This is a genomic window from Kocuria tytonicola, assembly GCF_003687455.1.
GTDB classification, from domain to species: domain Bacteria; phylum Actinomycetota; class Actinomycetes; order Actinomycetales; family Micrococcaceae; genus Kocuria; species Kocuria tytonicola.
In genome coordinates, this window is record NZ_PHOA01000002.1 from 1 (window position 1) to 24261 (window position 24261).

At 71.2% G+C, this 24261-nt stretch carries 25 protein-coding genes, 1 tRNA gene and 1 pseudogene; 5 read left to right on the forward strand and 22 right to left on the reverse strand.

Features of this window, described 5'->3' with window-relative positions:
- The first annotated feature begins 118 nt into the window (after window positions 1-118).
- Both CWC38_RS00400 and CWC38_RS00405 read left to right on the forward strand, forming a co-directional pair.
- Window positions 119-1492 (forward strand): sensor histidine kinase, encoded by a 1374-nt coding sequence (locus tag CWC38_RS00400; RefSeq protein ID WP_121844885.1) that lies wholly within the window; start codon window positions 119-121, stop codon window positions 1490-1492.
- Complete coding sequence (locus CWC38_RS00405; RefSeq protein ID WP_121844886.1) at window positions 1489-2112, forward strand: response regulator; 624 nt, start codon at window positions 1489-1491, stop codon at window positions 2110-2112. Before CWC38_RS00400 ends, CWC38_RS00405 begins: the two co-directional genes overlap by 4 nt.
- A gap of 155 nt (window positions 2113-2267) precedes the next feature.
- Here CWC38_RS00405 and CWC38_RS00410 read toward each other — a convergent pair whose 3' ends face one another.
- The 11 genes from CWC38_RS00410 to CWC38_RS00460 form a co-directional block, all read right to left on the reverse strand.
- Window positions 2268-3410: a pyridoxal-phosphate dependent enzyme gene (locus CWC38_RS00410; RefSeq protein WP_121844887.1), complete on the reverse strand. Its 1143-nt coding sequence runs from the start codon at window positions 3408-3410 to the stop codon at window positions 2268-2270.
- On the reverse strand, window positions 3407-4252 hold the full coding sequence (locus CWC38_RS00415; protein ID WP_121844888.1) for a GHMP family kinase ATP-binding protein: 846 nt from the start codon (window positions 4250-4252) through the stop codon (window positions 3407-3409). Before CWC38_RS00415 ends, CWC38_RS00410 begins: the two co-directional genes overlap by 4 nt.
- A gap of 74 nt (window positions 4253-4326) precedes the next feature.
- Window positions 4327-5598 (reverse strand): MFS transporter, encoded by a 1272-nt coding sequence (locus CWC38_RS00420; RefSeq protein ID WP_121844889.1) that lies wholly within the window; start codon window positions 5596-5598, stop codon window positions 4327-4329.
- The gene (locus tag CWC38_RS00425; RefSeq protein WP_240624963.1) at window positions 5595-6461 is read right to left on the reverse strand and encodes a Rossmann-like domain-containing protein; all 867 of its coding nucleotides are present in this window, start codon (window positions 6459-6461) and stop codon (window positions 5595-5597) included. The genes CWC38_RS00420 and CWC38_RS00425 overlap by 4 nt, the downstream gene beginning before the upstream one ends.
- Window positions 6458-7579: an ABC transporter substrate-binding protein gene (locus tag CWC38_RS00430; protein WP_121844890.1), complete on the reverse strand. Its 1122-nt coding sequence runs from the start codon at window positions 7577-7579 to the stop codon at window positions 6458-6460. The genes CWC38_RS00425 and CWC38_RS00430 overlap by 4 nt, the downstream gene beginning before the upstream one ends.
- Window positions 7576-8475, reverse strand: coding sequence for an ABC transporter ATP-binding protein (locus CWC38_RS00435; protein ID WP_240624964.1), 900 nt, complete (start codon window positions 8473-8475; stop codon window positions 7576-7578). Before CWC38_RS00435 ends, CWC38_RS00430 begins: the two co-directional genes overlap by 4 nt.
- Complete coding sequence (locus CWC38_RS00440; protein WP_121844891.1) at window positions 8472-9530, reverse strand: FecCD family ABC transporter permease; 1059 nt, start codon at window positions 9528-9530, stop codon at window positions 8472-8474. The genes CWC38_RS00435 and CWC38_RS00440 overlap by 4 nt, the downstream gene beginning before the upstream one ends.
- 121 nt (window positions 9531-9651) lie before the next feature.
- Window positions 9652-10560 carry an alpha/beta fold hydrolase gene (locus CWC38_RS00445; protein ID WP_121844892.1) on the reverse strand — a complete coding sequence of 303 codons (909 nt, stop codon included), beginning with the start codon at window positions 10558-10560 and terminating at the stop codon, window positions 9652-9654.
- Entirely contained in the window at window positions 10557-11276 is a 720-nt protein-coding gene (locus CWC38_RS00450; RefSeq protein ID WP_121844893.1) for a DUF998 domain-containing protein, read from the reverse strand. Before CWC38_RS00450 ends, CWC38_RS00445 begins: the two co-directional genes overlap by 4 nt.
- 179 nt (window positions 11277-11455) lie before the next feature.
- Entirely contained in the window at window positions 11456-11764 is a 309-nt protein-coding gene (locus CWC38_RS12200) for a hypothetical protein (RefSeq protein WP_206059827.1), read from the reverse strand.
- Between the two features lie 267 nt (window positions 11765-12031).
- Window positions 12032-13267 (reverse strand): AI-2E family transporter, encoded by a 1236-nt coding sequence (locus tag CWC38_RS00460; RefSeq protein WP_121844894.1) that lies wholly within the window; start codon window positions 13265-13267, stop codon window positions 12032-12034.
- A gap of 366 nt (window positions 13268-13633) precedes the next feature.
- Here CWC38_RS00460 and CWC38_RS00465 point away from each other — a divergent pair, with 366 nt between their 5' ends.
- Together CWC38_RS00465 and CWC38_RS00470 are read left to right on the forward strand one after the other, a co-directional pair.
- On the forward strand, window positions 13634-14089 hold the full coding sequence (locus tag CWC38_RS00465; RefSeq protein ID WP_121844895.1) for a hypothetical protein: 456 nt from the start codon (window positions 13634-13636) through the stop codon (window positions 14087-14089).
- A gap of 146 nt (window positions 14090-14235) precedes the next feature.
- Entirely contained in the window at window positions 14236-14571 is a 336-nt protein-coding gene (locus CWC38_RS00470) for a transcriptional regulator (RefSeq protein WP_121844896.1), read from the forward strand.
- A gap of 314 nt (window positions 14572-14885) precedes the next feature.
- Here CWC38_RS00470 and CWC38_RS00475 read toward each other — a convergent pair whose 3' ends face one another.
- From CWC38_RS00475 to CWC38_RS12285, 11 genes and pseudogenes are all read right to left on the reverse strand, one after another.
- The gene (locus CWC38_RS00475; protein WP_165860306.1) at window positions 14886-15488 is read right to left on the reverse strand and encodes a GNAT family N-acetyltransferase; all 603 of its coding nucleotides are present in this window, start codon (window positions 15486-15488) and stop codon (window positions 14886-14888) included.
- A gap of 193 nt (window positions 15489-15681) precedes the next feature.
- Entirely contained in the window at window positions 15682-15873 is a 192-nt protein-coding gene (locus tag CWC38_RS00480) for a hypothetical protein (protein ID WP_121844898.1), read from the reverse strand.
- A gap of 55 nt (window positions 15874-15928) precedes the next feature.
- Window positions 15929-16597 (reverse strand): hypothetical protein, encoded by a 669-nt coding sequence (locus CWC38_RS00485; protein ID WP_121844899.1) that lies wholly within the window; start codon window positions 16595-16597, stop codon window positions 15929-15931.
- 509 nt (window positions 16598-17106) lie between these two features.
- Window positions 17107-17238, reverse strand: a complete 132-nt coding sequence (locus CWC38_RS12545) for a hypothetical protein (RefSeq protein ID WP_276309544.1) — start codon at window positions 17236-17238, stop codon at window positions 17107-17109.
- A gap of 47 nt (window positions 17239-17285) precedes the next feature.
- Window positions 17286-17361 (reverse strand) — tRNA-Asn (locus CWC38_RS00490).
- A gap of 101 nt (window positions 17362-17462) precedes the next feature.
- Entirely contained in the window at window positions 17463-19466 is a 2004-nt protein-coding gene (dnaG, locus tag CWC38_RS00495; RefSeq protein WP_121844900.1) for a DNA primase, read from the reverse strand.
- 68 nt (window positions 19467-19534) lie between these two features.
- Entirely contained in the window at window positions 19535-20854 is a 1320-nt protein-coding gene (locus CWC38_RS00500; RefSeq protein ID WP_121844901.1) for a deoxyguanosinetriphosphate triphosphohydrolase, read from the reverse strand.
- A 5-nt stretch (window positions 20855-20859) separates the two neighbouring features.
- Window positions 20860-22050, reverse strand: a complete 1191-nt coding sequence (dusB, locus tag CWC38_RS00505; RefSeq protein WP_121844902.1) for a tRNA dihydrouridine synthase DusB — start codon at window positions 22048-22050, stop codon at window positions 20860-20862.
- A gap of 14 nt (window positions 22051-22064) precedes the next feature.
- Window positions 22065-22889, reverse strand: a complete 825-nt coding sequence (locus CWC38_RS00510; RefSeq protein WP_121844903.1) for a tetratricopeptide repeat protein — start codon at window positions 22887-22889, stop codon at window positions 22065-22067.
- Window positions 22890-22978: 89 nt separating this feature from the next.
- A complete protein-coding gene (locus CWC38_RS00515; RefSeq protein ID WP_240624969.1) occupies window positions 22979-23374 on the reverse strand; it encodes a hypothetical protein in 396 nt (131 codons plus the stop codon).
- A 15-nt stretch (window positions 23375-23389) separates the two neighbouring features.
- A pseudogene (locus CWC38_RS12285) lies at window positions 23390-23560 on the reverse strand (TetR/AcrR family transcriptional regulator); the annotation flags it as partial.
- A 58-nt stretch (window positions 23561-23618) separates the two neighbouring features.
- Between CWC38_RS12285 and CWC38_RS00520 the strand changes: the two are divergent.
- Window positions 23619-24257, forward strand: a complete 639-nt coding sequence (locus CWC38_RS00520) for a dihydrofolate reductase family protein (RefSeq protein WP_121844904.1) — start codon at window positions 23619-23621, stop codon at window positions 24255-24257.
- Window positions 24258-24261: the final 4 nt, after the last annotated feature.

The following is a 24261-nucleotide window of genomic DNA, read 5'->3' on the forward strand; positions in this document are numbered from 1 at the left end:
CCGCCCCGCCTCCGGCCCCCCACCCGCCTGCGGCCACCACGGGATCCCGGCGTCCGCCGTGCCCCGGCCCTCGGAACCCCCATCCCGGAAGCCCCCCACCACCGCAGGAAGGTCCACCGTGCGCCAGGAACTCTCCACCCCGGTCCTGCTGCGGGTCATGCGCGTCACCCTCCACGTGAGCTTCGCGGCGCTGCTGGGGCTCGCGTGCCTGCGCTCCGTCATGGAGCTCGGCACCGGGGGCGGCCACGAGCTGCGGCTCGCCCTGGTCCTGGGGCTCGCGGGGCTGCTCGCGCTGACCTACGTGCTCGGGACCACCGTGGAGAGCAGGGTGGCCCGGGGCCGGGCGGACCCGGGGCGGCTGCGCTGGACCCCGGTGTGGCTCGCCGCGGTGACCGTGCTGTGGATCTGCCTGGCCCTGCTGAGCCGGGACTTCGCGTGGGTGGTCTTCCCCCTCTTCTTCCTCTACCCCGTGCTGCTGCCCCCGGTGGTCGCGCTCGCAGCCATTGCCGGGCTCACGGGTGTGGTGGTGTTGTCCCAGCTGCTGCATGTGCCCGCCGGGACCTTCACCGCACCCATGGCCGTGGGGCCGAGCATGGGGGCGGTGGTCGCGCTGCTCGTGAGCTACGGCTACCGCGCGCTCTACCGGGACTCGCAGCGCCACGTGCGGGTGATCCGCCAGCTGGAGTCCACGCGCGCGGAGCTCGCCCGGCAGGAGCGCAGCGCGGGCACCCGCAGCGAGCGGGAGCGGCTGTCCCGGGAGATCCACGACACGCTGGCCCAGGGGCTGACCTCCATCGTGCTGGTCTCCCGGGCCGCCCAGCAGTCCCTCACCGGGGACGACCGTTCCACCACCGCGGCCCGGCTCGCCACGATCGAGGAGACCGCCACCGCGAACCTCGCCGAGGCCCGCCGGTTCGTGCGGGACCTCGCCTCCCCCGCGCTCAAGGAGTCCCTGCCCACCGCGCTCGCCCAGGTGTGCCGCCGCACGGAGGGTGCCGCGCAGGCCGCGGACACGAACCTCTCGTGCGAGTTCTCGGTCCAGGGCGAGGTCCCGGACCTCACGGACCCGCAGCAGACGCTGTTCGTGCGCGCCACCCAGTCCACCCTGGCGAACGTGGTCTCCCACGCCCGCGCCTCCCGGGTGGTGGTCACCCTCGCGGGCTGGGAGGACTCCGTCTCGCTGGACGTGGTGGACGACGGCGTGGGGTTCGACCCGCACGCCCTGCGGCACCGGGGCTCGGACGACTCCTACGGCCTTTCCCACCTGCGGCGCCGCGCGGCCGAGCTCGGCGCCGAGCTCACGGTGGAGTCCGAACCGCGCCACGGCACCACGGTGAACCTCCGCCTCCCGCTCGCCCCGGTGCTGCCGGGCCACGCCACGACGGGCGACGCCGCACGGCCGGGCGCCGCGGCGTCGTCGCCCCCGGAGGCACGCACGGTGGGCACCGCGCCCGGAAAATCCCAGAACCACGACGACAGGGGAACACCATGACCACGCGAGTGCTGCTCGTGGACGACCACCCCGTGGTGCGCGCGGGGCTGCGCGCCGTGCTGGAGTCCGTGGGGGACATCGCCGTGTGCGCCGAGGCCCAGGACGGGCGGGCGGCGCTCGCGGTGCTCGACGGCCCCGAGCCCGGTGTGGACGTGGTGGTCATGGACCTGCAGATGGGCGCGGGCATGGGCGGGCTCGAGGCCACCCGGCGCATCGTGTCCGCGGGCGGGCCGCCCGTGCTGATCCTCACCACGTACGACACCCAGGCGGACGTGGTGGCCGCCCTCGAGGCGGGTGCCACCGGCTACCTGCTCAAGGACGCCCAGCCCGCGACGATCGGGCAGGCCGTGCACGACGCCGCCGCGGGGCGGCCCGTGCTCTCCCCCTCGGTCACGGCGCGGCTCGTGCACCAGGTGCGCACCCCCGCGGCCTCGCTGAGCCCGAGGGAGATCGAGATCCTGCGGGGGCTCGCCACGGGGGCCTCCAACCGTTCGCTCGCCAAGTCCCTGTTCATCTCCGAGGCCACCGTCAAGACGCACCTGGTGCACATCTACGACAAGCTCGGCGTGGACAACCGCACCGCCGCCGTGACCCGTGCCCGGGAGGACCGGGTCATCTGACGTCACCGTGTCCTGCCGGGCGCCGTGGTGTGGACCGCCCGCGGGGCTGCACCGCTGCACTCGCGCGGTGCCGCGGTGCCCGTCGTGCGCCGCGGGCCGACCGGTGACCCGTCGGTGTCTGCCGCGGACGCGCCCGCCCGTTCCGGTCCGTCACCTCACCCCTGGGCAGTGACCGGCGATGAGGGCACCGTTCCGCCCCAGTGCACGCAGGACCACGGCAGCCGGGGGGTCTGCCCGCGGGAGGTGAGCCGGTGCGGGGTGAAGTCCGTGACCGGCGGGACGTCCTCGTGACCCCTGAACACCGGCCCGGTGTAGCGGTGACCGGTGTCCGGGCAGACCATCAGGACGCAGCGGCCCGGGGAGGTGCCCCCGACGTGCCCGGTCCCCGGCGCGGATGGCGCGTCCGGCCCGGGCAGGCGGGCGTCCCCGTGCGGTGCTCGCCCCAGCACGTGCCCGGCCACGGCGTACGCGGCCCCGGAGCTGAGCCCCGCGAACAGCGCGTGGTCCCGGCACAGCGAGACGGCCCCGGCCCGGCCCACCTCCGAACTGACCCAGTGGATCTCGCGGTAGAGCTCGTGGCGCACGTTGCGGAACTCGATGCAGCTGCCGATTCCGGCGATCAGCATGTCCGGGTCCTGGACGTCCTGGGAGCCGAAGGTCACGGAGCCGAACGGCTGCACGCCCGTGAGGCGGACCTCCAGTCCGGACTCCGCCAGGCCCAGGGCCAGTGCCCCGCTGGAGGCCCCCGACCCCACGGGAGCCACCAGCTCCACAGCGCGGTGGCCCTCCCGCAGCAGGCGTCGTCCGAGACCGAGGGCGAGGTCCCGGTAGCCGCGGTAGTGCACGGCGTCGTGGTACTGGCGCATCCAGTGCCAGTCCGGGTGCTCCGCGAGCAGCGCCCGGATCCGGGCCACCCGCCGGTCCTGGTCCGCGCGCAGGGAGTCCGAGGGAGGCATCTGCTCCAGCCGCGCCCCGAGCATCCCGAGCTGCAGCCGGAGGGTCTCGTCCACGGTCGTGGAGCCCACGACCACGCAGTGCAGACCTGCCTCGTGGCACGCCAGCGCCAGGGCCAGGGCGTAGATCCCGCTGGAGGAGTCCACCACGGTGTCCCCGGGGGCGATCCGGCCCTGTGCGAGCAGCTGCCGCACGGCGCCCCGGGCGGACTGCACCTTCATCACCTCGAAACGCAGCGCGAGCAGCCCGGGACGCAGCCGGATCAGGTCCGGCGCACCCACGGCCTGGGCGGCGTGCTCGAGAAGGTCCGGAAGGGCGGCGTCGTCGTGCGGTGCGTTTGTCATGGTCCACCCCAGATCATGTCGACGGTGCGTTCCAGGCCCAGGGAGTCCAGGGCCGTGCGGGCCTCGCGCGCCCGGTGGGCCGCCCCCGGCCGGCGGGCGTCCAGCAGCACGGCGCACACCGTGCCGCTGTGAGCCACCTGGACACCCACTCCCCCGGTCTCCCGGGACACGGCGAGCAGCTCGGGCAGGGCGGGTTTGGGCAGGCGGGTCTGGTTCAGCAGGGCGGAGCGCGTGGCGGCCTCGCCGAGCGCCCGGGCGTCCCCGTCCCCCACGCAGCGTTCGAGCAGGTGGAGGATCCGGAGGCACTCCCGGCGCTCGTGCGGGGTGTAGCCCTGTGCGTCCAGTGCCAGGGTCTCCACCGGGCCGCCGGGCAGGCGGCAGCCCACCAGGTGCACGGGTGGGAACGCGCGGGGCCAGTGCCGGAGCACGCGCGCGTGTCGCTGGGCGAAGAGGACCGGCTCGCACCCGAAGGCCAGCGGGTCCGAGGCGGTCTCCGCCCGGCGAGCCAGCTCGCTGACCTCTCCCCGGGTGAGCCGCAGGGAGCAGCAGTGCCCCACGGCCCGGATGGTGGCGATCACGTCCGCGGTGGACGAGCCCATGCCGCAGCCGGACGGGATGGCGCTCTCCACGCGCAGCTGCCCCCCGGCTGGACGGGGCAGACCCCGCTCCCGGCACAGCCGCAGGGTCAGCTGCGCCGCCCGTCGAGCCTTCTCCGTACCGTGGCCCGCGCGCACGCCGGGCCGGGCGCTCGGCACGAACTCCACTCGGGACTGCAGCGGTGGGAGGGGAACGGTGACGAGCGCGGGCACGGACCGGGTGCCCCACGCGAAGCTGCCCTGCACGAGTTCACCGTGGTGGGCGATGCACCGCCCGCGCCCGGTCCGTTCGGGCAGTGGCGGTCGTGGACCCGGAGCGCTCACGGGGTGCCTCCCGCGTGCTGCCCCGAACGCGCCGGTCCCCCGAGCACCCCGGCTGCCCGGCCGGCCGCGAGGGCGGCCAGCAGCGTCACGAGCGCGAGCGCGGTGCCCGCACCCTCCCAGCCGGCCGCGGCGAGACCGGCCCCCGCCACCGTGGCGCCGAGGCAGACGCCCAGGCTCTGGCCCGCGCCGTTCAGCCCGAGCACCGTGCCGCGGTGTCCCGACGAGGCGCGGACCAGAACGGTGGTCACCACCGCGGCGACCACCGCGTGGGAGGCGGCGAGCACCGCCGTCGCCAGCAGTGCCACGGGGAGCACGGGCGCGAGGAACACCGCCAGGACGGCCCCGGTCCCCACCAGCGCAGCAGCACAGGCGATCCATGCGGCGCAGCGCGCGGAGGGCTGGGAGCGCAGCGCCCGACCCCCGAACCAGTTGCCCAGGAAGAACGCCAGACCGGACAGTGTCCAGACCAGGGAGAAAACCCCGGGCCCCACTGCGAAACGCTGCCAGTAGACGACCGCGAGGTACGCGAGCTGGCCCATGAACGCCGTGGTGCGCAGCGTGGACACCAGCAGCAGCGCGGGAACCCCTGGTAGCGTCCACGCCACCCGCAGCCCGGCCACGTACCCCGTGGGAGCACTCGGCGGCGTCGACGTCTCCCGGCCGGGCCCGCGCACGGCGTGGCGCAGCAGCAGCCACGCCGTGGCGACCGCCAGCACAGCGGTCGCCACGAGGTCACCGCGCCATCCCCACAGCAGGGCGGGGCCCGCCAGCAGGGGTGCCGCGAGCATCGCGGTGAGCGTCATGGTGGCGGAGACCTGCGTGGCCGCGCGCCCGGAGGTGGCCTCGTCCCGGAACCGGTCCGCGGCCATCGCGGAGACGGCGGGGTTCAGCACCGCCGTCCCCGCCCCCACCAGGAGGCAGAAGACCGCCCACGACCACACCGAGCCGAGCACGCCGAGCAGGCACGCGAGCGCCAGCACGGCGAGCGCCCCGGCGGCCGCGACGCCGCGGGACACCCGGTCCAGCAGGGGCGCGCAGCACACGCCCACCACGAGGGCCGCCACACCACCCGTGCCGCGCAGCCAGCCCATGAGCGGGGCGCCCTGGCCGCTCTCCCGGGTGATGTCGACCAGGAAGTTCGAGTAGACGGTGAACGGCACCAGCCCCAGGGCGCACGCCGCGAGCAGGGGCAGGATGCGCGCCGCGATCTGGCGGTCGGTCAGCGCCACGTCACCGTGGGACGCGGTGGCTCCGGAGCGCGCGGTCATCGTGCGGGCTCCCCCGCGCCGGCGCCGCCGGGCCCGCCGTAGACGTGCAGGTGCGTCTGCTCGGCGCTGAACTGCGAGAACGGGAACGGCTCGGCACTCAGCGCCGTGACACCGTGGCCCAGGAACTCCCGGGCCACGGCGGGTGCCGACTGCGCGTAGAGCCCCAGTGGGACGCCCCGTTCCAGGCACCGGTTGCGGATCCGGTCGAAGGTCCCGTTGCCGATCGTCATCCCCGTGGCGAGGACCCCGTCCGCGACCGCCAGCACGTCCTCCATGTCGCGGCTCACGGGGTCTCCCCACAGGGTCTCGCGCAGGGCGAGGTCGCACGGCAGCACCTCCGCACCGCGAGCGCGCAGTGCCGCTACCAGGGGGTTGACCACGCCGATCAGGGCGATCCGCTGGCCGGGGCTGACGGACAGCAGGTCGGCGACGGCGCTGTCCCTGGCCCGTGCGCGCTCGTCCGGCGTCCCGGGCGGCAGGGGCACGCGACGGGCGCGCGGATCCTCGGAGTGCGGTGCCCTGGACGCGAGCCACGCGTCCAGCACGGCCACGCGCACCGGGAGGCAGGGGTGCGCCAGCAGCTCCCGCACGGGCAGGCCGGAGAGCTCCGGGATCTCCGGGGTCAGCTCGCGGGCCTCCACCGCGCAGCCGCCGAAGGCCCCCTCGACCCTCACGAGGATGTACTGGTTGCGGTACAGCTCGGTCTCCGCAGCGAGACGTGTGCCGTGCTGGACGGCGAAGACGCTGCGGGCCACCGGCGCGGGAGCGTCCGATGCACCCGGATGCTCTCTGTCCAGGTGCTCACGGGCCAGCTCCAGCAGCTCCGCCACGGATTCCGGGGTGCGCTCCCCGAGCCGGCTCACCGCAGGCCCTTCGAGCGCAGGTAGTCGGCGAGCTTCTGCGCGCCGTCCATGTTGCGGGGGCTGGAGACCGCCTCCCCGTAGTCCATGACGTAGATGCTGTCGTTCTTCACGGCGAGCGAGTCCTTGAGCGGGGACTGGTTCTTGAGGTAGTCGATCTTCTCCCGGACGGGCTGCTTGTTGTAGTCCACCACCACGATCGCCTGGGGCTCGCTCTTGACCACGGACTCCCAGCCCACGGTGTCCCAGCGAGCGTCGAGGTCCTTGGTCACGGACTCGGCCCCGGCCAGCTCGATCATGCCGTTCAGGGCGGTGCGGTGGCCCGCGGTGTAGGGCTCGGAGGTCCCGGAGTCGTAGACGAGCACGCGTGCGGGCTTCTCGGGCCTCGGTGCCTCCCGCAGCGCGCGCCGCTTGTCCTCCAGCTCCCCCACGAGCTTCTCGGCGCGGTCCTCCACGTCGAAGATCTTCCCCAGGTCCCGGAGGTCCTGGTTGGTGGCGTCGAGCGGATCGGGCTCGGAGGTGTCCCCCTTGTAGCCCTTGCAGGTCTCGTGCTGCATGTAGGAGTTCACGCCCACGTCACGCAGCGAGTCGGGGGTCACCCCGCGGGTCTCGCTGAACCCGGCCTGCCAGCCCGCGAACACCCAGTCCGCCTTGGCGCTGACCACGGCCTCCTGGCTGAGCACGGTGTCGGAGATGGTCTCCGTCTTCCCGTAGTCCTCGCGGTACGGGGACTTCTCGATCACGCTGCTCACCGTCGAGGGGAGCACGATCCCGCGCATCCGGTCCGAGAGGCCGAGCGCGAACATCTTCTCGATCGCGGAGACGTCGTACGCCACCGGCTTCCGTGGCGTGGGGTAGGTGCTGCTCTGCCCGCAGTTCTCGATGGTCTTCTCCGCGCCGGCTGCCGCATCCTTCTGGACCTGCGCACCACAGCCGGTGAGCAGCAGGCACGCGACCACCCCGAGTGCCAGGGGCCCGGTGCGCCGCGTCAGGCCCTTGCCGACGACGCCGCTCGCCCGGTTCTCGTGCCGGGCACCCGTGGCGGGTGGGCCCACCACGCCGGAGCGCGCGGCGGGGTCCGTGCCGTGCGTGGCAGGGTGCGGGGAAGGGGATGTGCTCATGAGGGGTCCTCTCGGGTGATGGGAAACAGCAGGTGGGGTGTCCCGGTGTCGGGACGGGTGATGCTCACGGGCCGCACCCCGTACACGCGTTCCACGGTGTCCGGGTGCAGTGCCTCGTGCGGCGGGGCGTCCGCGACCACCCGGCCCGCGGCCAGCACGACCACGCGGTCGCACAGGGCGGCCGCGAGGTTGAGGTCGTGCAGCGCCATGAGCACGGCCGGGCGCGCGGTGGTCGTGCCCCGCAGGGTGCGCACCAGGTCCGTCTGGTGGCGCAGGTCCAGGTGGTTGGTGGGCTCGTCCAGCAGCAGGTAGGGGGTCCGCTGGGCCAGGGCACGGGCGATGAGCACCCGCTGGCGCTCGCCGCCGGAGAGTCCCAGCACGCTGCGGTGGGCCAGCTCCTGCACCCCGGCGCGCGCCATGGCGTCCTGCACGGCGCGGTCCAGCTCTTCGCGTGGTGTCCGGGAGTTGGCCGCGGCGCCCAGGCGCACCACCTCGGCCACCAGGAAGTCCAGCTCCACCCGTTCCTCCTGGGGCAGCGCCGCGATCCGGGCCGCGGAGTCCCGGTGGCGCATCCGGTGCAGGGGGTCCCCGTCCACCAGCACCGCGCCGCCGCTCGGCACCAGGGCGCGGTAGAGGGCCTTCAGTACGGTGGACTTCCCACAGCCATTGGGACCGACCAGCCCCACGACGTCGCCCGGGGCCACGTCCAGCGAGAGGTCCGGGACCACGGTGCGCCCGGCGACGTCGAGGCGCAGCTCCCGCAGCTCCAGGCCGTCGTTCCGCCCTGCGTCGGGGGCGTTGCATGGAACGTGCGCCGTGCCGTCGGCGGGCGCCCCCGCGGGCGCGTCACGCACCAGGGCGCCTCGCCCCGCCGCCGCCTGCTCGCGCGCGGTCACCGCGATCCCCCGAAGACGTAGCCGGCACGGCGCACCAGCACCAGGAAGACGGGCACACCCACCAGCGCGGTGACCACGCCCAGGGGCAGCTCGCGCGGCGGAACGGCCACACGGCTGAGCAGGTCCACCCAGACCATGAACAGGGCCCCCGCCAGCGGCGCGACCACCACGGTGCGCCGGTGCGCCGGGCCCAGCAGGATCCGGGTGGCGTGCGGGACCACGAGTCCCACGAAGCCGATGGTGCCGGAGACCGCCACGAGCGTGGCGGTGCCCAGGACCGTGAGCACGAACAGCTGCACCCGCATCCGGTCCGGGTCCACGCCCAGGCTCGCGGCGGAGCCGTCCCCCATGGCCAGGGTGTCCAGGTCCCGGGCGCGCCACGCGAGCCACACCAGGCACAGCGCCGTGGCGAGGACCGGCAGGGGAAGCTGCTCCCACGTGGCCGCACCCAGGGAGCCGAGCATCCAGAACATGACGGTGCGGGCGGCGTCGCCCCTCGCGTCGAAGAACACGATCGCGGACATCAGCGCCTGGAAGCCGAAGGAGAGCACCACCCCGGTGAGGATGAGCCGCACGGGGGCCACACCGCCCGGGGTGCGGGACAGCAGGTACACGAGCACCGACGCCGCCAGGGCCCCCAGGAAGGCCGCCGCGCTGAGCGCCAGTGCCCCAAGCGCGGCGAACAGCCCCCAGGAGACGACGGCGCTCGCCCCCACCGCCGCGCCGGAGGAGATCCCCAGGATGAACGGGTCCGCCAGGGGGTTGCGCACCATGGCCTGCGCGGCGATGCCCAGGGCGCTGAGCCCCGCGCCGACCACCGCGGCCAGCAGCACCCGCGGGGTGCGGATCTGCAGGATCACGGTGTAGTCGGTGAAGTCCGCAGCGGGGATCGCCCCACCGGTCACGGCCGCCCGGAGGAAGTGGGCGGTGTCCCCCACGGGGATTGGGGCGGCGCCCCAGGAGATGGCCACGGGAAGGGACGCGCCCAGGGCCAGGAGCAGGGCCAGGACGGTGAGCGCGTGGCCGCGGGGAGACAGGCGTGGTGAGGTGTGCATGGCATCGCAATGATAATCATTCGCATATAGCGGGACAAAATCCGCCCTAGGGCGGTCGGGGACGGACATGCGTCAGCGCTCGGCGGGGCGGGCCCTGCGGGCGGCTGGTGGCCGCGGGGAATCAGTGTCCGGTGGCTTCGGTGATGAGCTCTGCGGTGCGGACGGGGCGGTCGAGCATCACGAAGTGCCCGGAGCGGGAGACCACCCGGGTGGTCACGCGGGCCTCGCGGTCCAGCGCGCGGGCCTGGCGCAGCACGTGGCGCACCCACGCGGAGGGACGACGGCGCGGGAGTCGGCCGTTCGCGGCCACCACGAGCACCGGCAGCCGGGGCGGCAGCGGGGTGGTGGCCCGCAGCTCCTCCAGGTGGTGCATGCACGAGCGGTAGCCCACGAGATCGCGCAGGGAGGCCGCCATCGTGCTCTGCGAGGCAGCCTCGGAGAGGACGCGACACCCCAGGGAGGCGGCCACGCGGCGTCGTGCGGGGACGGAGCCCGTGAAGACGGCCGGGCCCAGGGCACGCCACAGCAACCCGACGGGGCGGGACAGGGCCACCGGGAGCGTGGCGCGGCGGAAGCGTCGGGCGGCCCGGGCGGCGTCGACCCCGTGGTCCGTGCCCTCCGCCTCCGGGACGGAGCCGTCCAGCAGGACGAGTCCCGACACGCGCCCGGGGTGCAGCCGGGCGGTGGCCTCCACGACGGCCGCCCCGAAGGAGTGGCCCACGGCGGTGACCGGCTCCGTGATGCCGAGGGTGTCCAGGACGGCAACGAGGCGTGCGGCCTCCTCCTCGAGCGTGGGCAGCTCCGGGGTGACGGGGTCCCCCGGCGCGTAGCCGGGGCGGTCCACCACGACCACGCGGTACCGGTCGCGGAGCAGGCGTGCCAGCGGGAGCCAGTCCCACAGCACGGAGGCCACGCCCGAGGAGCACAGCAGGACGGGCCCGGAACCGGTGTCCAGGATCCTGGTGCGCCGGCCCGCCACCACGGGGGCACTCACGTGCTCTCGCAGCTCCGGGGTGGCGTCGCGGTTCATGCGGCCACCGGCTCGCGCCGGGACCCCAGCCGGTCCACCACGGGGATCCCGGCCACCGCCACGAGCCACACGACGATGGCCAGCATGGACACACGCTGGGTGATCCCCTCCGTGGGAATGCGGGTGACGACGGCGTCCACACCGGACAGTGCGATCGTCACGATCCCTGCCCAGCTGGCGATCCGCACCACGCGGTCGGACGCAGTGCTCAGGGCCAGGGAGGCCGCCATGGCGAGAACGAAGGCCGTGCCGGCGAGCGCTGAGGACACGGTGTGCATCTCGTGCTGGACGGGCAGCGTTCCGGCGGCCTCCGCCGCGGCGCACTCCGGGGAGACGGAGGGGGCGCACGTCATGGGGTTGATGGCGTCCACCACCGTGGCGGCACCGGCCACGGCCAGGGCGGCACTCCACACGCGCACGGCCACGCGTCCGCGCCGTTCGGTGCGCTGCGCGGGGGCGGCACCGCCGAGACCACCGGGCAGCCCGCGCCACAGCGTGCGCGTCCGCGCGTAGGAGAGCACCGCGATCACGATGAGGAGCATCCCGCAGATCCCGTCCGCCGTGCGCAGCAGGGTGGCCGCGGGGCGGTCCGCCACGAAGTACTCGGACGCGTACGAGGTCCACGGGTGCAGCTGCGGGTCCAGCAGCGGGGCCACGAGCCACGCCGAGTAGACCACCGCCACCACGGAGCAGAGCCGGCGTGAAGCCAGGGTCATGGGAACCGGGTCACCCGCCTGTGGTCGTCGTGGTGCTGCGGAAGGTAGCACCGGTTCACTGTACTAGGACGCGACGATGAAGGCCGCCGTGATGCGGCCACCTGGGACGGCCCCCTTTCACCTGCTCAGTGCACTGCTCTCACGTGAGTGAGGGGATGGCCCCGAGGGGCCACTCAGGGTTAGGCTCGCGGCGGCTTCAGCTCCTCCGCGGTGTGCACCACGCGTTCGTGCTGGGTGGGGTGGATCGCGGGGACCCGCAGCGAGACGTTCGCCATGCCCGTGGACCCGGCCATGCGGCGTCGTCGGCTCATGGGGGCGTCCGTGAAGACGCGGCCCAGGGACTCGGCGTTGGCGCGGTACGCGGCGACCATGGGGTCGTCGTTGCGCCTTTCCTCGTATGCGGTCTCCGGTTCGGCGTGCACCGAGTGGCTCAGCTGGACGACCTCCTCGCGGGCTGAGCGGGCAGAGGTGGCTCGTATGGTCGTCATGCCACAGGCGTACGCAAGTACGTACGTTTGCGCCATGGGCGGGCACCGCATGTCGTCATCCCATCACCTTGTTCGTAAAGCCTGGCCAAGGGGTCTGCTGGCGGAACGGGCCTGCTTGCTCTGCCCGCCTCTGCACGGCGCCACCGTCAACCTCGGCTGGTTCCGACGGCGCAGAGAGACGGTCTGGCTGTGTGGCCATTCGGCTCAGGGAGATGTAGCCCTCCCCGCGACAACGGTCGATCCGGACGCCACACGTGGTTGCGGGGCTCAGGCCTGCGCGGCGAGCGCTTCGTCGTCGTCCTCCGTGGGAAGCGGGCGCGGGGCGGTGGCGCGCATGTCCCGGAAGGTCTTGAAGCTGGCCCAGAGCACCGCCGTGAGGGGGACCGCGAGCAGCGCTCCGGCCACCCCGCCCTGGTGGGCGCCGATGGCCAGCGCAGCAATGATGACGAGACCGTGCAGGCTCAGCGCGGTGCCCATGACCTTGGGCTGCAGGATGTGGTGCTCGATCTGGTTGACCAGGATCACCACGACGACCAGCACCACCGAGGCCAGCGGCCCGGCCGCCACCAGCGCCACCAGTGCGGCCGCCATGCCGGTGACCAGGGCGCCGACAATGGGGATGAAGGCCCCCAGGAAGATCAGGGCCGCCAGGGGGAACGCCAGCGGCACTCCCATGACGAGCATCGCGATCAGGTCGCACACCGCGGCGAAGGCGGCGATGACCACGGTGCCGCGGATGTACTTGCCCAGCACGTTCACGGAAGCCCGCCCGGCCTCGTTGGCCCGCTCCTGCAGCCGCTCCGGCAGGAACCCCACCAGGAAGTCGGAGATCCGGTCCCCGTCCAGCAGGAAGAAGAACAGCATCACGATCATCAGCAGCGCACCGGTGATGATCTCCGTGGCCACGGAGACCCCGGACAGCGCACTGGATTCCGCGCCGCTGTTCTTGAGGAACTCGGTGACCTGGGAGAGGTACTCGCTCAGGTGGGTGTCGTCCAGCGGGATGCCCCAGCCGGTGAGGATCTCCATCAGCTTGTTCACGCCCTCCTGGGCCTTCCCCGCGAGAGCGGACCACTCGGCGCGCACCGTCAGCGCGATGCCGAACAGCACGGCGGCCAGGCCCACCAGGATGGCCACGAGGCCGGTGATGGCCGACCAGACACGGGTGAAGCCGGCCCGCTGGCGCAGGAACCGCATGATCGGGTTCATGGCCGAGGCGATGATGAGGGCCAGGAGCAGCGGCAGCACCACGATCTTCAAGGTCACGGCCAGCCACACGCCCAGCCCGATCACCGCCACCAGGATCAGGGTCTGCAGGGCCCGGATGGCTGCCCGCCCGTAGGCGTCACGCCACATCTGACGCGGGGTGGGGGCGGGGGGCGGAGCCTGCGGCGAGGAGGTCTGCATCGCTGAGGACTGCTGCTCCGGGCTCTGCCGGGTCGCGGCGGTGCCGCGCGCGGAGGCCGTGGGCTGTGGGGAAGCGGTGGAGCCGGAATCGGTCATCGAGGACGTCCTTGGGCCGGAGGGTCGGGGAGGGCGCGACCGGGCGGTATCCACTGCCTCGGGGCGGGTCCGCCCGCGGTCGCGCACTCACACATTAGACCCGGGAGGGTGGACGCGCACCACCGCTTCTCTCCCCTGCCGGGCTTGTCCGCTCCACCTGTGGAATGGAGACTCGACGGTGTGTCGAGGTAAACCGACCGAACGCGCTGACGAGGCCGTGCGTCTCGCACGTGGGCTCGCCAAGGGTGACTCCCGCAATGTTCAAAGCGACCAGCGACGTCTGGGAGGGCTGATCAGCTCCTCCACCGATCACTGGGTCTCGGACCGGCTGATGATGGAAGCCTGCACCGCCCCCCCACCCCGGCCATGGCTGACACGCTGCGTCAGCTCTACGTGCAAGCGCCACCGGAGTACCAGCAGTCCATTGCCGGCCTCGCGGCAATCACCCATTACGCCCAGTACGGCAACAGCCAGGCGCTGCGCGCGGTGAGCATGCAGCTGGACGCCGAGGGCCCCGGTTTCGCCGACGCCAAGATCGTGGACGTGCTCTCTCGCACGTTGCCGGAGTTCCGCGAGTGCCAGCAGCAGATCGCGCGGGCCGGGAAACGAGTCGAAAAGATCGACCTCGGAGGCGCACAAGACGCCCATTGGCGCCAGGGCACGCAGCAACGCCACCCCCCGGCCGACACCGAGAGCGCGTCGAGGGCGACCCCCGATGCCTCGCTCCAGAGGGAAGTACCCCGCCCGGAAACCCCGCCGCAGATGCCCGGCCACGAGCAGGGACCACCCCCACCCCCGCCTGACGGCCCCAGCATGAGCTGAGCACCTGATGAGCGCAGTGCCCCTGGACCCACACCTGTAGTGGCCAGGGTCACTGCGCTTCCAAGAGACACGAGCCCGAACGCCGCCGAGTAACGCCCCTCCCGGCGCCAGCGGCCCCGTTCCTACGATGAAACCCGAGGAGAGTGATGACCATGTCCCAGCAACGAGTGTTCTTCCACCATGTGAAGCCCTACGCCGTGCCCGATTCGCTGGACGAGCTCCACGGCCCATCCTCTGGGTGGGTGGAACTTTCACATTCGCTGTACTGGGCTCCGGGCCCACGCCGCTTCAACCTCGACGACGACTACGGCATATGGCGCGTCTACGTCTCCGCGCTGGCCGAGGGCACCCTGGCCGATGTCCAAGCCCTGGTCAACGCCGACCGGCTCGTGGAGGTCTGGGACGAGCTCGTCCTGCCCACACGGGTACGCGACCTGTGGGAAGCCCAATTCCCAACCCTTGCCGCCAAACCCACGGCGTAGGAAAACACAGCATGTAAGTCAGTCTCCTGCGCCTCCCCCAAGGCTCAGCTGACTATCGCGGCAACAGGGATCGCCCTTCCCCTCCGGGGCGCTGTCAGTCCGGGTGTGCGCCCGGACACCATGTGGAATCATGGACTTATGCATTCCGCCGAAGGGCAAGCGATGCCGGGCCCGCATCCAAAGAGTTACGACGCCAGGGTGACAACCTCCGCTCCCGTCGCCAGGGCGGCGCCAGCCTTGCAGTAGGCGGTACTAGCGGGCCGGCGTCCATCCGTGCACAACCGTATGCACCGCGGCGTTCGAGACGAAGACTCTCACAATGTCATCGTCGCCCATCGAACGTGTGCCCACTCGGGCCTCATGCTGGTTTTCAGCCCATCTGCGTGAGAGGGATGCAGCGGCTCCCCCGCAGGTTGGATATCCATGCCCATGGATCGGAGGAACTCGGCGGCACCCTCGGATGTAGCGGCGGCGCAAAAGTTTCGCACGGACCGGTCCTGCGCCTCTCTCAATGCCGCCTCGAAAAATCGCTTCCCGATCCCCTGACCCCGGTATTCGGGGTCAACGGCAATTTCTTCGAGCAGCACATTGCCCATAAAGTAATTGACAAGCCCTTTTGGGGTGAACGCCCTCGGTAGACGAGCGTCTGGAGACACACGAGAAATCAGCTCGGACCCGTTGCCCACAGGAGGTGCTGAGTGGACGACGCCGATCAGCTCACGCCCACTCCATGCACCGAACCAGAAGTCGGCGGGAAGCTCAGCGCTGTGTTCCCGCATGAACGCACGCGCAGCGCGGTGCTCAGCATCATCCCAACGGCCAATGCCCCTTGCCTTGACCATGTGAATTTCCTTGTCAGCCAGCCAGCGGGCGCGATTCTGGCGGTGCTCGTCGATGATGCCGTAGGTGATGACCATGCTCGTTCTCCTGTCCATTGACCAACCGTGGATGGTCCCGAGTCGTGAGCGCGCGATCACCAAAGCGCGCCCAAGACTGTTTGTTCCGGTGGCGCCCGGCGCTATCTCTCTGCAGTGTGCAGTACGGGAGCGCTCCCGGCACCACCGGAACTCGATGCTCACTGGTTGACTACCTCGGGTCACCACGCCGAGCTCAGGGCTTGTGGTGCTCCTCGTCGGGTTTTCGGCGGTCGTGGTGGCGCTGCCACATGGTGGCCACGAGCGACCCCACGATTAGCGCCAGTGCCAGGGGAACGGGGTTGCCCACTGCCCCGAAACCTTCCGTCAAGAGCACCGCCAGGCCAAGCAGAGCCAGAACAACGGCGATGGGGTATCCGATCTTCATACCAGAAGCCTTTCCAAAGGGTCGACCCGTCGTGAACGAGCAGACGAATCAGGAACTACCGGGGCCAGCACACAACGGGACCGACGTGGGGCTTCTTGATGGAGATCCCCTTGTCATTCCAGTTGCACAGTCCTGCGATGCCGCCGGCTGCCGCGAATGCTCCGGCAACCACACCGGCGACTCCCCCACCCAAACCGGTCCAAGACATGATTGCCGCGGCCAAGGCGCTGACGCCGGCCCCAGCGGTGAGGATCTTCTGGGCCTGGCCCACTGCGTAGTTGTCCAGCCACAGCTCCACCCCCCACCAGTGCGCCTTGAACCCGCCGTGGGAGGCCTGGGCACCGACGTGGCCATCACCGTCCCGAGTTGCAGCACCGGAATCCATCGCCTGCTTCTGATCCGCGTTGGCCTGAGAGATCGCCTTCTTCACCAGCTCCACTTCGGAGGCCGGGAAATCCTGGCCCGCCGGCAGGTTCAGCGTGTATGCCCCCTGTGCGTCGACGGTGACGTAGGGGTCGTACTTGGCGATCAGCTTCTCGTCCAACCCCTCGACGGAGGTGACGCTCGCGTTGCCGGACGCAGCGTCCGCCGACAGCGCCTGCGAGACCGCGGCCGCCGAGGCCTGCTCAGCCGGGGCTGGCTGCGCATGGGCTGCCGGCAACGAGCCCAGAGCCACCGCGGCGGCCAGGGCAATTCCTGTCGGGTAGGTGTATGCACGCTTCATGACTCGCTCCTTAATGTCTCGGACCATGAGGACAATCCCAGATTGCCACTAACACCAGAAAGACCACAAGCATCCGCCACTAACAGTGTGGATATCCAGCACGCCCCCTAGTTTGTCAATAGCCAAACGACCGGACTTTTCCTCATTACCAGTAGGCTTTTATCTCATTAACCTAAACACTCTGCTTCCCGCTCTTAGTGTTCGCCGTCAAGGCCAGAGCCTGGTGCGGTACTCGATGTCCCATTCCGGGTGGTTGTCCCACCTGATGCAGCTCGCTCCGCCCTCAATTTCTCCAAACTGGGCCAGGGGCGCCGCCAAGGCGTTGAGCAGCTGGTCATCCTCCCAACCGAACACCGCATTACCCGCGCACAAGGACTCCTCACCTCGTCGTGAAAGCGAAAGGTGTGTCGCTCATACCCGTCTACCGGCGGGGCGTCATCCACCAGCATGACCAGCTGACGCTGCTTCACGCCTGATGCCAGCCAGCGACGTGAGCAGCGCGAACCCCATCAGGCGGTGGGCACCACGATCACCGACGCCGCGTGGAACCACACGAACGCGTGGGTCACGTGAAGTGAGGAGCCCTCGGCGCGCGTAGGTGAGAGTCCACCAACCGGCCGGCTCTCCACGATGCTGGACATGAAAAACCGGGCCTGCCTTGCGTCTCCGCAGGTCAGACCCGGTTCGGTGGCTCCCCCGACTGGACTCGAACCAGTAACCCTTCGATTAACAGTCGAATGCTCTGCCAATTGAGCTACGGGGGAATGCACATGTTGCTGCGCAACGAGACGATACTTTACAGCCCCCGCCGGGCTTCCTCAAATCGCCCGGGCGGGCGGCCCCACGCCCCGGCGGCCGGCCGGAGTCACACCCCCATGAGGCTGCGCCGCTGCAGCTCCAGGTCCAGCAGCTCGCGGTTGAGCTGCTGGTAGAGGTCCGGCGCGCGCTGGGCGTTGAGCCGGTTGAGGTGCGCGAGCTTGTCGGACTTCTCCCGGTTGATGTGCATCTCCACGAGCGAGGTGATGACCCCCACCGCGTAGTTGCGCATCTGCTGCTCGGTGGCCGCGGGCAGCGGCGTGACCGAGAGCTGCGCCAGGTACCCGTGCAGCGGTTCGGGCAGGTGGTTCCGCACGGCCTCCAGCCACACGCGTCCGCCCTGCACCTGCTCGCCCAGGTCCGCGCGGGCACCCACCACGGCGTCGTGCATCACCTGGTGCACCCGGTACGTCATCCCCGCGGAGTCGAAGTGCCCCCAGTAGGACAGCGGTACCAGGTCCGGAACCTGCAGCACCATCTCCAGCGCCTCGCGCTCCATGCGGGACACCGGCTCCCGGGGATCGGGAAGCTCCACGGGGCGCGGCCCCTGGGACTCCTCGGAAGTGTCACTGTGAGCGCCCGCCGGCCCCTGGGTGCCGCCCGCGGCCGCGCGCCCGGGTTCGTGACCCTGCTGCCGTGACCGGGCGCCGTCGTGCCCGGAACCGGCAGACCGGGGCCCAGGGGCAGACCCGGCTCCGGAGCCAGCGGGACCGGAGCCGCCGCGCTGCGCGGACTTCGCCGCCGCGCTCACCGCGCGCATCACCTCGTCCGTCTCGATGCCGAGCCACCCGGAGAGCTCCCGGGCGTAGGCCGGGCGCAGGGAGGGGTCGCGGATCTGAGCCACGATGGGCGCGCACGCCCGCATGGCTCGCAGCCGCCCCTCCAGGCTGTTGACGTCGTGCTCCTTGATGGTGGCCCGCAGCGCGAACTCGAACAGCGGGGTGCGGGTCTCCACGAGGTCCCGCACGGCCACATCCCCGCGGGCCAGGCGGAGGTCGCACGGGTCCATGCCGTGCGGCTCCACGGCCACGTAGGTCTGGGCCACGAAGCGCTGGTCCTCCTGGAAGGCGCGCAGGGCGGCCTTCTGCCCGGCGGCGTCGCCGTCGAAGGTGAAGACCACTTCACCCCCGGCGGAGTCGTCGGAGAGGAAGCGGCGCACGATCTTGATGTGCTCGGGGCCGAACGCCGTGCCGCACGTGGCCACCGCGGTGGGAATCCCGGCCAGGTGGCACGCCATGACATCCGTGTAGCCCTCCACCACCACCACCTGCTTGGTCTTGGCGATGGGCCGCTTGGCCAGGTCGATGCCGTAGAGCACCTGGGACTTCTTGTAGAGCTGGGTCTCGGGGGTGTTGAGGTACTTGGGGCCCTGATCGTCCTCGTAGAGCTTGCGCGCCCCGAAGCCGATCACCTCCCCGGCCACCGCGCGGATGGGCCAGATGAGCCGGCCGCGGAAGCGGTCGTAGAGTCCGCGGTTGCCCTCCGAGAACATGCCGGTGAGCTTGAGCTCCTGGTCCGTGAACCCCAGGTTGCGCAGGTGGTGCAGCAGGTGGGACCAGCCCTGGGGTGCGTAGCCGATGCCGTAGGTGCGGGCGGCGGCGTGGTCGAAGCCCCGCTCCCCCAGGAACTTCTGGGCGGCGGCGGCCTGACGGGTGTAGAGGTTGCGCTGGAAGAACTCGGCGGCCACCTTGTGGGCGTCCAGCAGACGCTGGCGGCGGCCCACCTCCTCGCGGTTGGGCGCACCGCCCTGCTCGTAGTGCAGCTCGTAGCCGATCCGTGCGGCCAGCCGCTCCACGGTCTCCGTGAACGGGGTGTGGTCCATCTCCATGAGGAACGCGATGACGTCCCCGGACTCGTCGCAGCCGAAGCAGTGGTACGTGCCCATCTGCGGGCGAACGTGGAAGGACGGCGAGCGCTCGTCGTGGAACGGGCAGAGCCCCTTGTACGAACCGATCCCCGCGGGCTTCAGGGTGACGTACTGCTCCACGACCTCGCGGATGTCCGTGCGCGCACGAACCTCGTCGATGTCTTCACGCTTGATCAGTCCGGCCACTGGGCCAGTTTAGGCACCCCGTCAAACCGGTACGACGCCGCTCGGGCGGGTGTGCAGGGCGCCCCACCTCACCACAGCGGCTTGTCCCCGGTGCGCCAATTGGTGCCCCGGATGCGGTCGTGCAGTGCCACGGCCGAGTGGTCCGTGAGGCACGCGATCTGGTCCACCACGAGCCGCAGCCGAGCGGCCTCCGCGCCGGGCCCGTCCCCCAGTTCCCGCCATTCCGCGGCGAACTCGGTGGCCAGGAACCGCCCGTCCGTCTCCATGAGGGCCTCCACCAGGATGGTGAGGATCTCGTGCTGGTTCTCGTACAGGGGCAGGGCGTCCCGCACGGTCATCACGAACGCCGTGGCAATGCCCTTGAGCACGCCGATCTCCAGCTGGGTCTCCCACGGGACCACGAGCGAGGCCCGGTAGCGGGTGAGCCGGTCGTCCCCGGCCACGTCCCGGGTGGCCACCACCGCGGACATCGCGAAGCGACCGATCAGTTGACTCGTCATGTTCTTGAGCCGCGCGAGGTCCGCGCGGGTGCCGTTCATGCGCGGCACCCAGGCGGTGGTTGCCTCCAGGCGGACCAGGGCGGCGTCGAGCTCCGCGTCCGTGGCCTGGGGCAGGTACCAGCCGCGCGTGCACTCGATGACCCGCCCGCGCTGGGTGGGCTCCGCGAGCAGCTCCAGCTGCAGGGCGTGGGCGGCCACGGCGTCCTCCACGTCGTGCACGCTGTAGGAGATGTCGTCCGCGAGGTCCATCACCTGGGCCTCCAGGCACTTGCGGCCCTGCACCGCGCCCTCGCGGAACCACTCGAACACCGGGAGGTCGTCCTGGTACGCGCCGAACTTGCGGTTGGGGCGCCCGTCCGCGCGGGGCGGGGCGTCCGCGGCGGACCACGGGTACTTGCACGTGGCGTCCAGCGTGGCGCGCGTGAGGTTGAGCCCGGCGGGCTCCCCCGAGGGCGTCATGATCTTGGGTTCCAGGCGCACGAGCAGCCGCAGGGTCTGGGCGTTGCCCTCGAAGCCCCCGATGCCCCGCGTGAGCTGGGCGAGCACCGTCTCCCCGTTGTGCCCGAACGGCGGGTGGCCGAGGTCGTGGGAGAGGCACGCGGCGTCCACCACGTCCGGGTCGCAGCCCAGCGCCTTGCCGAGTTCCCGCCCGATCTGCGCGACCTCCAGGGAGTGCGTGAGGCGGTTGCGCACGAAGTCCGAGGTCTGCGGGTCCACCACCTGGGTCTTGGCCGCGAGCCGGCGCAGCGCGGAGCTGTGCAGCACACGCGCGCGGTCCCGCTCGAAGTGGCTGCGGTGGCGGTTGTGGTGGTCCTCGGTGACGAAGCGCTCGGTGTCCGCGGGCGTGTAGCCGGGAGACAGGGACTCCAGCCGGTCGGGGGTGTGCACGGCGCTCAGCCTCCCGAGACGTCGAGCTCGGCGGCCGCGAGACCCAGCCGTTCGGCGTCGCCCAGGATCCGCGAGGACAGCCAGCCGTCCGGCAGGTGCGGCTTCTTGGGCGAGCCCGCGCGGCCGCGGGGTCCCTCCACGTCCGCACCCGGGTAGGGCGCGTCCAGGTCCAGCTGGTCCAGCAGCTCGCGCAGCGCGGCGAGAGCGGGCACCTGCGCCATCTTCGCGCGCAGCTCCCCGCCCACGGGGTAGCCCTTGAAGTACCAGGACACGTGCTTGCGGATCTCGCGGCAGCCCTTGGCCTCGTCCCCGAACTCCTCCGTGAGCAGCTCGGCGTGGCGGTAGACGGTCTCCGCGACCTTGCGCACGCCCGGCCGGAACCGGCGCGGGCTGCCCTCGAACGCGGCCTGCAGGTCCCCGAACAGCCACGGGCGGCCCTGGCAGCCGCGACCGACGACGACGCCGTCCACTCCCGTGTGCTCCACCATGGCCACCGCGTCCTCGGCGGAGAAGATGTCCCCGTTGCCGAGCACGGGGAGGTCCGGCAGGGCCTCCCGCAGCCGGGCGATGGCGTCCCAGTTCGCGGTGCCCGAGTAGTGCTGCTCCAGGGTGCGCCCGTGCAGGGCCACCGCGGCCACGCCCTCGTCGCGCGCCATGCGCCCGGCGTCCAGGTAGGTCTGGTGCTCGTCGTCGATGCCGATGCGCATCTTCACCGTCACCGGGATGTCCGCAACGGACGCCTCGCGCACCGCCGTGCTCACGATCGCGCGGAACAGGTCCGTCTTCCACGGCAGGGCGGAGCCGCCGCCGCGCTTGGTGACCTTGGGCACGGGGCAACCGAAGTTGAGGTCGATGTGGTCCGCGCGGTCCTCCTCCGCGACCATCCGCACGGCCTTGCCCACGTTCACGGCGTCCACGCCGTAGATCTGGATGGAGCGCGGGGTCTCGTCCGGGTCGTGGTGGATGATCCGCAGGGACTCCGGCCGCCGCTCCACCAGGGCGCGCGCCGTGACCATCTCGGTCACGTACAGTCCCCCGCCGTACTCGCGGCACAGTTTGCGGAAGGACTTGTTGGTCACCCCGGCCATGGGTGCCAGCACCACGGGGACGTCGATGGTCAACGGCCCCAGGTGCAGCGGCTTCAGGTTCAGCACGGCCGGTTCGCGGTCCATGGTCTCAGTCGTCTCGGTGCTCATCGCCTGACATTGTCTCACCTGCGGCCGACGGCGCTCCCGTCCTCCGCGCGCGCGGCACCCGCCGCGATCTGCTCCAGGCGCACCGCGAGCTTGAACGCGCGGATCTGCTCGTCCCGGCGGCCCAGGGTCTTGCACACCGCCCCGAGCTCCCGCAGGCAGGCCACCCACTCGTCCGTGTGCGCCTCGGGGTCCGGCAGTGCCGAGTACAGGTTCGAGGCGTTCTCCAGGGCGTGCGCGGCGTCGGCCCAGGCCATCCGGTCCCGTGCGAGCGCGGCAAGTCCCTGCCAGCACAGGATCTGCCCGGCGGCGTCCCGGCGGGTCTCGCACCCGCTGAGCACTGCCTCGTAGTGCTCCTCCGCGAGCTTGCGCCGCCCGGCCGCCTGCGCCGCCGTGGCCAGGTGGGAGGTCCAGCGCAGGTCCTCGCGGGTCACGAACCCGGTGCTGCCCGCGTGGGCCGGCCGGTCGGGATCCACCCCGGCCACCTCGGCGCCCTCCTGGAAAACCCGGTACGCGTCCCATGGGCGTCCCAGGGCGAGCAGCACGTCCCCGAGCTCCTCCAGGCACCGCACCCGCCCGCGCACGGAACGCGCGGTGCGCTCCGCGCGGCGGTACTGCACGGCGCCGATCCGGTAGTGGTGCTCGGCGTTGGTGAGATTCCCCGCGTCCCGTTCCAGATCCCCCAGCGACGACGCCGCGTCACCCGCCGCGCACCACGCGTCACCCAGGCGGGCGGTGCGCAGGGCGTCCTCGAACAGCGTCCGGGCCTCGACGAGGTCCCCGCGCTCACGAGCGGCGGCGGCGCGCTTGAGCCGACGGGCGGAGGTCTGCGCTGCGAACATGCTGGACTCCTGGAACGGTGCTGTCTACTGGCGGGCGGGCCGACCGGGAAATCTTGTCCAAGGAAGCGTATTGCCCGCACATCGGTGCCCTAAGATCCTAGCGCCGCCGCGGAATTTCGGGCCTGGGCAACCGGGTCAGCGGTGGAGTCGAGACGAATGGTCAGGGCGTCGAGGAGTATGCCGTTGACCAGATGGTGCAGGCGCAGGACTGCATCCCGCCCACCTGGCAGTCCACGCGAGTTGTGGAATTCGACGTCCGCCTCGAAACCCGCACGCAGGAATGCGCCCAGGGGTTCTGCGACCTCTGGGTTTCGGGCAGCTTCGAGACGTAGCTCAATCAGTGCACGCGCAAGGACAGGACGGGCCAGAAGCCGCTCCACCACATAGCCCGCATAGGCCGGTCCCGCCTCGGCAGCATCGAGGGAAGCGAGTTCTTCGAGCCGCCGCGAATCCGGAGCAAGTACCGCGAAAATTCTCTGCGCCATCCCTTCAAGCAAGTCGGAGCGAGTCCCGAAGTAGTTCGCGCAGGTTCCCGTCGGCACTCCGGCCTCAGCATCGACAGCACGGTGTGTCACTGCCCGCGCACCGTCCCGGCCAAGCAGCTGGAGCGCAGCGTCAGCGACAGCTGTACGACGGGAGGGGTTGGCGACCATGCCCGAAATCTTACGCATGACTGCCCAATGTGTGCTTTAGTGAGCAACCAGTACATCTGTAGTGATTGGAGACACCGTGCGAGACCTCGTGTACTACGTTGCCACTTCCATTGACGGCTACATCGCCGCCAGCGACGGCGCTTTCACCGCCTTTCCGCAGGATCCGGCCACTCTCAGGGCGCTATTCACCCGATACCCCGAGACCTGCCCTGCCCACGCAAGAGCCGCCCTGGGCATTACCGAGCCGCCCCGTCGATTCGACACCGTGATCATGGGGTACAAGACGTATGAACCCGCTCTGGCTGTTGACCTGCCGGGCGGCGCGTATCCGCACCTTCATCAGGTTGTGGCCACGCATCGCCACCTGCCTGAGGCACTGGGCTTGACGACCATCAGCGGTGATCTGACAACGCAGGTCACCAACCTCAAGGCAGGCGCTGGACGCGACATCTGGTTGTGCGGTGGTGCGCATCTCGCCGCGCAGCTGATGGACCTCATTGATGAGATTCAGGTCAAGGTGAATCCGGTCATTCTCGGGGACGGGATACCTCTGCTGCCCAGCGCAGACGCACCACGCCCCTTTTGCCTGACTGCCATGGAAGAGCTGCCCGGAGAAGTGGCACTCCTGACCTACCGGCTTCGCCGGGATACCACGTCTCAGCGGGCTCAGCTAGGGCGTGTTTCCCAAACCCTCAGTCTGCGTCGGCAAGGGTGATCGC